We start from the raw sequence: 8,086 nt of genomic DNA on the forward strand, positions 1-8,086 counted from the left end.
GGCCGCGTTCGCGCTCGTCGACGCCGGCGTCCGCGAACTCGTCGTCGCCAACCGCACCGCGGCCCGGGCACGATCGCTCGTCGACGCGCTCGGTGCGCCGGCGCTCGCGTGCGCCTGGGAAGCGCTGCGACGCGAGCCGGGGTTCGATCTCGTCGTGAACGCGACCTCGGCCGGCCATGCCGGCCATCCATTCGCATGGCCCCTCGCGGACTTGGTGCCGACCGCCTGCTATGACCTGTCGTACGGTGCGGTCGCGAGACCCTTCCTCGCGGCTGCGCGGAATTACGGCATGCGCTCGACCCACGACGGTCTGGGCATGCTCGTCGAGCAGGCTGCGGAATCGTTCGAATGCTGGCACGGCGTGCACCCGGACACCGCCCCCGTGCATGCGGAGCTGCGCGCGCTCCTCGACGAGCGCGGCTGACCGAATGGCAACGCCCGCGCCCGGCGACCACCTCGACTGCCACGTGGGCTGCGGCGCGTGCTGCATCGCGCCGTCGATCTCGTCGCCGATCCCGGGCATGCCTCACGGCAAGCCCGCCGGGATGCCATGCGTGCAGCTGATGGACGACCTGCGCTGCGCGATCTTCGGACGACCCGAGCGGCCTGCCGTGTGCCGGAGCCTGCGGCCGTCGCCGTCCATGTGCGGCACCGACCGCGACGATGCACTCGCGCGGCTCGACGCGCTCGAACGCGCGACTCGGCCGGAGGTTCAGGTGCCCGCGGCGAGATAGCGATCCTTCAGCTGCACGTAGTGCTGCGCCGAGTAGTACAGGCGCTCGATCTCCTGCGTGGACAGGGTGCGCACGCGTCGCGCCGGATTGCCGACCCAGAGCTCCCCTTCGCCGACGACCTTGCCCGGCGCGACGAGCGCGCCGGCGCCGATCATGCTGTGACGATGCACGACCGCGCCGTCGAGCACGGTCGCGTGCATGCCGATGAGGCAGGCATCGTGGATCGTGCACGCGTGCACGACCGCGGCATGGCCGATCGTGACGTCGCTGCCGATGACGAGCGGAAAGCCGTCGTCGGTGTACTCGCCTGCGTGGGTGACGTGGAGGATCGAGCCGTCCTGCACGTTCGTGCGCGCGCCGATGCGAATGTAGTGCACGTCGCCGCGCGCGACGACGCCCGGCCAGAGCGATGCGTCGTCGCCGAGTTCGACGTCGCCGATCAGGTGCGCGCCCGGATCGACGTAGACGTTGGCGCCGAGGCGCGGGTGGATGCCCTGGTATGGCCGGATGTTCATGCTGGAGCCTCGCGCAGACGCGCAAGCCTAGCATCGACGCGCGTCGCGCGGACGCTTGATTTCGGGCGCCGGACCCGCCACGTTGTCGGACCGCACTCCGCACGATCCCACTGCAATGACGAACTCGAATCCCCTGCTCGCCACGTCCGGTCTGCCGGCGTTCTCGGCGATCCGTCCCGAGCACGTCGAGCCTGCGATCGACGCGATCCTTGCCGACTACCGCGCACGCATCGACGCACTGCTCGCCTCCGACGCCCCGCGCGACTTCGCCGGCGTGCTCCTGCTCGGCGAGGAACTCGAGGACCGGCTCAACCGCGCGTGGGCGCCGGTGTCGCACCTGCATGGCGTCGCCGACTCGGATGACCTGCGCAAGGCGTACGCGGCCGCGCAGGAGAAGATCGTCGAACACGCGAGCGAGCTCGGCCAGAATCGCGCGCTGTACGCGGCCGTGGACGCCGTCGCGCGGCGCGGCGACAGTTCGAGCCTGCCGCGCGCCGCGCGCACGCTGATCGAGCACGAGCTGCGCGATTTTCGCCTGTCCGGCGTCGCGCTCGAAGAGCCCGCGCGCTCGCGGTTCCGCGAGATCGCGAGCGAACTCGCGAAGCTCGCGACGGAGTTCGAGGAAGCGGTGCTCGACGCGACCGACGCCTGGAGCGAGACGCTCACCGAGGAACGCGCACTCGCCGGCATTCCCGAATCCGGGCGTGCGGTGTTGCGCGCATACGCCGAGGAGAAGTCGCAGGAAGGCTGGTGCGTCACGCTCAAGCAGCCGAGCGTGCAGGCCGTGCTGACCTATGCCGACGACCGCGCGTTGCGCGAACGCGTGTATCGCGCCTACCAGACGCGCGCGTCGGATCAGGGGCCGAACGCGGGCGAGTTCGACAATTCCGCGCGCATCGAACGCATCCTCGCGCTGCGCCACGAGGCGGCGCAGCTGCTCGGTTTCCGCGATGCCGCCGAGGAATCGCTCGCGACGAAGATGGCGCCGACGCCGGACGCGGTGTTCGCGTTCCTGCACGACCTCGCTGCGCGCGCGAAGCCCGTGGCGGAGCGCGAGCTCGCCGAGCTGCGCGGGTTCGCCGCGGCCGAGCTCGGCCTCGCCACGCTCGAGCCGTGGGACGTCGGTTACGCGGCGGAGAAGTTGCGCGAGAAGAAGTACTCGCTCAACGAGGAGGAGCTCAAGCCGTACTTCGCGCTCGATCCGGTCATCGACGGCCTGTTCGCGATCACCGAGCGCGTGTTCGGCGTGTCGTTGCGGCGTCGCGACGGCGTCGACACGTGGCATCCGGACGTGCGCTATTACGATCTCGTCGACGCGGACGGGCGCGTCTTCGCGGGCGCCTACGTCGACCTGTACGCCCGCGCGGGCAAGCGCGGCGGCGCATGGATGGACGTGTGCGTGAACCGCTTCGCGCACGGCGACGCGCTGCAGCTGCCGGTCGCGTTCCTCACCTGCAACTTCGCGCCGCCCGTCAGGACATCGGCGGCCGAAGGCCGCCAGCCACCGTCTCTCGCCGGCGCAACGGAAGAGGGGGAGACCGTTCGCGGAGCGAACGGTGGGGTGAGGGAAGGCGACGAAGTGCAGCCGTCCCTGCTCACCCACGACGACGTCCTCACGCTGTTCCACGAGTTCGGCCACGGCCTGCACCACCTGCTGACCGAAGTCGGGCTCCCCGGCGTCGGCGGCATCAACGGCGTCGAGTGGGACGCGGTCGAGCTGCCGAGCCAGTTCATGGAGAACTTCGGCTGGCAGCGCGAAGCGCTCGACCTGTTCGCGCGCCACTGGCGGACCGGCGAGCGCCTGCCCGACGCGCTGTTCGAGCGCATGCAGGCCGCGCGGCATTTCCATGCAGGGCTGTTCCTCGTGCGCCAGCTCGAGTTCGGCCTGTTCGATTTCCGCATCCATCGCGAATACGATCCGACGCGCGGCGCGCGTGCACTCGAGATCCTCGACGAGGTGCGCGACGAGGTCGCAGTGATCCGGCCGCCCGCGTGGCAGCGCTTTCCGCACGCGTTCACCCACATCTTCGCGGGCGGCTACGCGGCCGGCTACTACAGCTACCTGTGGGCCGAAGTGCTGTCGGCCGATGCGTTCGCGCGCTTCGAGGAGGCGGGCGTGTTCGACCGTGCGACCGGCGAGGCGTACCGCAAGGCGATCCTCGCGGTCGGCGGCTCGCGCCCCGCGCTCGAATCGTTCGTCGAATTCCGCGGCCGCGAGCCACGGCCGGATGCGCTGTTGCGCAGCTACGGCCTCGCCGCGTGAGCAGCGCGGTCGCATCGGTGTCGTGCGCTAAGATGCGCCGATGAAAGTCGCCAGCTGGAACGTCAATTCGCTCAACGTGCGCCTGCCGCACCTCGAGCGCTGGTGCGCGCAGGCGCAGCCCGACATCGTGGCGCTGCAGGAAACCAAGCTCGAGGACGCGAAGTTTCCTGTCGCCGCGCTCGAGGCGGCCGGCTACCGCAGCGTCTATTCCGGGCAGAAGACCTACAACGGCGTCGCGATACTCGCGCGCGCGCCGATCAGCGACGTCGAACACGGCATCGCGGGTTTCGACGATCCGCAACGGCGCGTGCTCAGCGCGACCGTCGGCGATCCTGCGACGGGGCAGGCCCTGCGCGTCGTCAATCTCTACGTCGTCAACGGCCACTCGGTCGGGAGCGAGAAGTACGCCTACAAGCTCGACTGGCTCGCGCGCGTCGCTGCGTTCCTCGCGGAGGAGATTCGCCGACACCCGCGCCTGATCGTGATGGGCGACTTCAACATCGCACCCGACGACCGCGACGTGCACGATCCGGCGGCATGGCACGAGCAGGTGCTCTGCTCGACGCCCGAGCGCGAAGCGCTCAAGCGCGTGCTCGACGTCGGCCTGTTCGACAGTTTCCGCCTGTTCAACCAGGACAGCGGACACTATTCGTGGTGGGATTACCGGCAGGCCGCTTTCCGGCGCAACCTCGGCTTGCGCATCGATCTCGTGCTCGCGTCCGAAGCGTTGCGGCCGCTGTGTCGCGCCGCGTCGATCGAGCGCGAACCGCGCACGTGGGAACGCGCGTCCGATCACACACCCGTCGTTCTGGAACTCGAACATGGCCGATGACTGGATGGTGTCGCCGAGCGACGGCGAACTCGAGGAACTCGATCGCTACCTGCGTGCGCACGCGGGCGACGAGGACCTGCTGCTCGACGGCGTGCACGGCTTCCTGACCGCGCTCGCGATCGGTCCGGCGCCAGCGAAACCGGAAGAGTGGCTGCCGGAGATCCTGCACGAACCGTTCGCCGATGCCGGCGAAGGCGAGCGCGTGCTCACCTTGCTCGCGCGCCTCAACGACGCGATCACGCCCGAACTCGAAACCGGCAGCTACGAGCCGATCCTCGGCGAACTCGACACCGAGGAAGGCCCGCCTGCGTTCACCGCTCGCGGCTGGTGCGAGGGGTTTTCGCGCGGGATCGACCTGCGCGCACCGTCGTGGGAAGGTCGGCTCGGCCACGACTCCGAACTCATGGAACTGCTGTCGCCGATCATCGCGCTCGCGATCGACGACGGCGTGTTCGAAAGCGACGCCGATTTCGCGCCGCTCGGCGACGAGGACTACGACGAATGCCTCGCGCAGATCCCGAACGCGGTCGGCGCGGTCGCCGAGTATTGGCGCTCGCACCCGCTCGCCGCCGACGAAGCGCCGCCCGAGGGCGGGGGATTGCCGCCGCGACGTCGCGGCGGGCGCTGGGTGCATTGAACCGGATCGCCCCGCGCCCCGCGCTGCGTGGGCAGCGGGGCTTCGGGGCACGTCGAACCCCGCGCGCGCAGGCGGTCAGCGGATTCAACCTCCCGACGCAGCCGGCGCACTCGCCGGTGCGGTCGGCTGGGCGCATCGCGCAGGCGCGAGCTTTTCGTCGAAATAGGCCGCGATCATCGCGTAGACGTGCTTCTTCAGCGCCGGCGTCGACAGGCCGTGCTTCGCGCCCGGATAGGTCATGAGGCGGAACGGAACCCCTCGTTGCTGCAGCGCGGCCATGAGCTTGGTCGAGTTCGCGAAGAGCACGTTGTCGTCGGCCATGCCGTGCACGAGAAGCAGCTTGTCGCTCGGCAGGCCGTCGAGCCAGTGCAGCACGTTGGACGCGGCATAGCCCTGCTGGTTCGCCTGCGGGGCATCGAGGTAACGCTCGGTGTAGTGCGTGTCGTACAGCGACCAGTCGGTCACCGGCGCGACCGCGACGCCGGCCGCGAACGCGGCGGGCGCCTTGGCGAGCAACATGAGGGTCTGGTAGCCGCCGTAGCTCCATCCGAAGATGCCGATGCGCTGCGCATCGACGTACGGCTGCGCCTTGAGCCACGCGACGCCCGCGAGCTGGTCGGCGACCTCGGCCTTGCCGAGTTGACGGAAGATCGCGTCGGAGAAACGACGGCCGCGCCGTGGCGTGCCGCGGTTGTCGAGCGCGAACACGACGTAGCCGTGCTGCGCCATGTATTGCTCGAAGTGAGCTCCCCAGGCGCGATTGACGTACTGCCGGCCCGGTCCGCCGTAGTAGGTCATGAACACGGGGTAGCGCTTGCCTTCCTCGTAGCCGAGCGGTTTGTAGACGCGATAGTAGAGATCCTGGCCGTCCTCGCTCGGCAGATGGCCGAATGCGGGCTCGACGTGACTGTCGCGATAGGGCCAATACGGGTGTCCCGGCTTCAGTTCGTTCTGCTCGATCCAGGCGATGCGGCTGCCGTCGGGCTTGCGCAGCGAAACCTGCGGCGGCGTGCGCGGATCGGAGTACGTGTCGACCCAGGCCGACGCCTCGTCGCCGAACACGGCGTCGTGCCAGCCGTCGCCCTCGCTGATGCGCCGCGCGCGGTCGGCTTCGGTGCCGTCCAGGCGCGTCGCATAGACCTGCGCCTGCAGCGGATCGTCGCGGTTTGCCGCGAAGTAGATGTTTCCACCCTTTTCGTCGACTGCGAGCAGCTTGTCGACGTCCCAGGGGCCACGCGTGAGCGCGCGACGCAGCTGGCCGTCGAGGCCGAAGACCTGCAGGTGCTTGTGGCCGTCGCGTTCGGACGCCCAGACGAAGGCGTCTTCGTTCTTGAGCCAGCGCAGGTCGTCGTTCAGGTCGATCCAGGTGGCGCTGGTTTCGCTGAGTACGGTCGTCTGGTGCCGGGTCGCGAGATCGACGACGACGAGGTCGAGTACGCGCTGGTTGCGGCTTTCGCGCTGGAAGCTCAGGCGCTTGCCGTCCGGCAGCCAGTCGACGCGCGCGAGGTAGATGTCGTCGCCGAGCTCGACCCAGTGCGTCTTGCCGCCGCGCGGCGCGACCACCCCGAGGCGCACGGCCACATTCGGCCGACCCGCCGCCGGATAGCGCTGACGCACGACCGTGCTGCGGTCGGCGTAGACCTCGGTGCGCTCGACCTCGTCGACCTTCGCCTCGTCGTAGCGCTCGAACGCGATCGCGCTGTCGTCGGGCGCCCACCAGTACCCGGTCGGGCGATCCATCTCCTCCTGCGCGACGAATTCGGCTTCGCCGTTGTGGATGGCGCCGGCGCCGTCATGGGTCAGCTGGTAGTTGAGGTTGCGCTCGAGGTCGATCACGTAGAGGTTCTGGCGGCTCACGAACGAGACATAGCCGCCGCGCGGCGACACCTTCGCGTCGTTGACCTCGAAACCCTGCGGCGTGAGCGCGCGCAGGTTCTCGCCGGGCTTGCCGTCGAGATCGAACAGCCACAGGCGCTCGTCGACGCTGAACAGCAGCTTGCGACTGTCGGGCGACCACCGATACGAAACGATCCCCTTGAGCTGCGCGATGCGCTCGCGTTCGCGACGCGCCTTCTCTGCATCGGACAGTTCTTTGTGCTCGCCGAGTGCGGCGGAGTCGACGAGGCGCTGCATCGTTCCGCTGGCGACATCGTATTGCCACAGGTCGAGCTGGTTCTGGTCGTCGTCGCGGCCGCGCAGGAAGCCGACGCGCGTGCCGTCCGGCGCGATCTTCAGCGCGCGCGGACTCGGACCGTTGAGGTCCGGGTCCGCATAGATGCGTTCGATGCTCAGGCGTTCGGCATGCACGAGGGGACTCGAAGCCAGCAGCAAGGCCGGCAGCAACAGCAGGCGGTACATGGGAAGACTCCGCAGGATCGTCGCATTAGAGCGCAGCACGCGCGCAGCGCCAAGCCGCGCGCATCACGAGTGCGGCTCGACGCTGCCGGACTCGGCGGCGAAGCGCTCGAGCCGATGCCCCAGTTCGCGCAATTCGTCGGCAAGCCGCGGCATCGGTGGCGCGCGCGCCGCGTCCTCGATGCGCGCCGCGCAGGCCGCCACCTCGTCGGCACCGATGAGACCGCTCGCGCCCTTGATGCGATGCGCTTCGCGCGCGACCGCGTCCGCGTCCTGCGCGGCGAGGCCGGCGGCGAGGGCGGCGAGGTCCTGGCGCGTGCTGTGGACGTAATCGCGCAGGAGCTCGGCATCGACGCCGGGCGGGCCTGCGTGCGGCGCTTGCGCGCCCGCGCGATCGAACGGCAGGTAGCGCTGCAGCACCGCGGCGAGCAGCTGCAGCGGCGCCGGCTTGGCGATGAAGTCGTCGATGCCCGCCGCGCGGCTGCGCTCGACTTCCGCGGTGCTCACGTTCGCGCTCATCGCGACGATCGGCCGGCGCGGCCTGAGGCCGGCGCGCTCGTCCGCGCGCACGGCTTCGGCGAGCGCATAGCCGTCGCGGCGCGGCATGTGCAAGTCGGTCAACAGCAATGCGTAACGCGCGCTGCGCCAGCGCTCGAGCGCGGCGTCGCCGTCGCCGGCGAGGGTGACGCCGACCCCGTGCTGCTCGAGGAACTCGGCGGTGAACCGGGCGAGGCGAGCGTCATACTCGAC

The 8,086-nt window shown here is 69.8% G+C and carries 8 protein-coding genes; 5 read left to right on the forward strand and 3 right to left on the reverse strand.

Annotation, left to right across the window (positions count from 1 at the left end; all coding sequences use genetic code 11):
- Positions 1-424, forward strand: a 424-nt coding sequence (locus VI238_RS14940) for a shikimate dehydrogenase (RefSeq protein ID WP_331652758.1), incomplete at its 5' end; no start/stop codon positions are given.
- Between the two features lie 4 nt (positions 425-428).
- Positions 429-734 (forward strand): YkgJ family cysteine cluster protein, encoded by a 306-nt coding sequence (locus VI238_RS14945; protein ID WP_331652760.1) that lies wholly within the window; start codon positions 429-431, stop codon positions 732-734.
- On the opposite strand, the gene VI238_RS14950 is transcribed toward VI238_RS14945, so the two are convergent.
- Entirely contained in the window at positions 713-1,249 is a 537-nt protein-coding gene (locus VI238_RS14950; protein WP_331652762.1) for a gamma carbonic anhydrase family protein, read from the reverse strand. The genes VI238_RS14945 and VI238_RS14950 overlap by 22 nt on opposite strands.
- 115 nt (positions 1,250-1,364) lie before the next feature.
- Here VI238_RS14950 and VI238_RS14955 point away from each other — a divergent pair, with 115 nt between their 5' ends.
- The 3 genes from VI238_RS14955 to VI238_RS14965 are packed head-to-tail and all read left to right on the forward strand — an operon-like array spanning position 1,365 to position 4,981.
- On the forward strand, positions 1,365-3,512 hold the full coding sequence (locus tag VI238_RS14955; protein ID WP_331652764.1) for a M3 family metallopeptidase: 2,148 nt from the start codon (positions 1,365-1,367) through the stop codon (positions 3,510-3,512).
- Between the two features lie 40 nt (positions 3,513-3,552).
- Positions 3,553-4,344, forward strand: a complete 792-nt coding sequence (gene xth, locus VI238_RS14960; RefSeq protein WP_331652766.1) for an exodeoxyribonuclease III — start codon at positions 3,553-3,555, stop codon at positions 4,342-4,344.
- Positions 4,334-4,981 carry a YecA family protein gene (locus VI238_RS14965; RefSeq protein ID WP_331652768.1) on the forward strand — a complete coding sequence of 216 codons (648 nt, stop codon included), beginning with the start codon at positions 4,334-4,336 and terminating at the stop codon, positions 4,979-4,981. The genes xth and VI238_RS14965 overlap by 11 nt, the downstream gene beginning before the upstream one ends.
- Positions 4,982-5,065: 84 nt before the next feature.
- On the opposite strand, the gene VI238_RS14970 is transcribed toward VI238_RS14965, so the two are convergent.
- Positions 5,066-7,339: a S9 family peptidase gene (locus VI238_RS14970; protein ID WP_331652770.1), complete on the reverse strand. Its 2,274-nt coding sequence runs from the start codon at positions 7,337-7,339 to the stop codon at positions 5,066-5,068.
- A 63-nt stretch (positions 7,340-7,402) separates the two neighbouring features.
- On the reverse strand, positions 7,403-8,086 hold a 684-nt coding region (locus tag VI238_RS14975), incomplete at its 5' end, for an Hpt domain-containing response regulator (protein WP_331652772.1).

Source organism: Dokdonella sp. (assembly GCF_036518555.1).
Taxonomy (GTDB): Bacteria; Pseudomonadota; Gammaproteobacteria; order Xanthomonadales; family Rhodanobacteraceae; genus Dokdonella_A.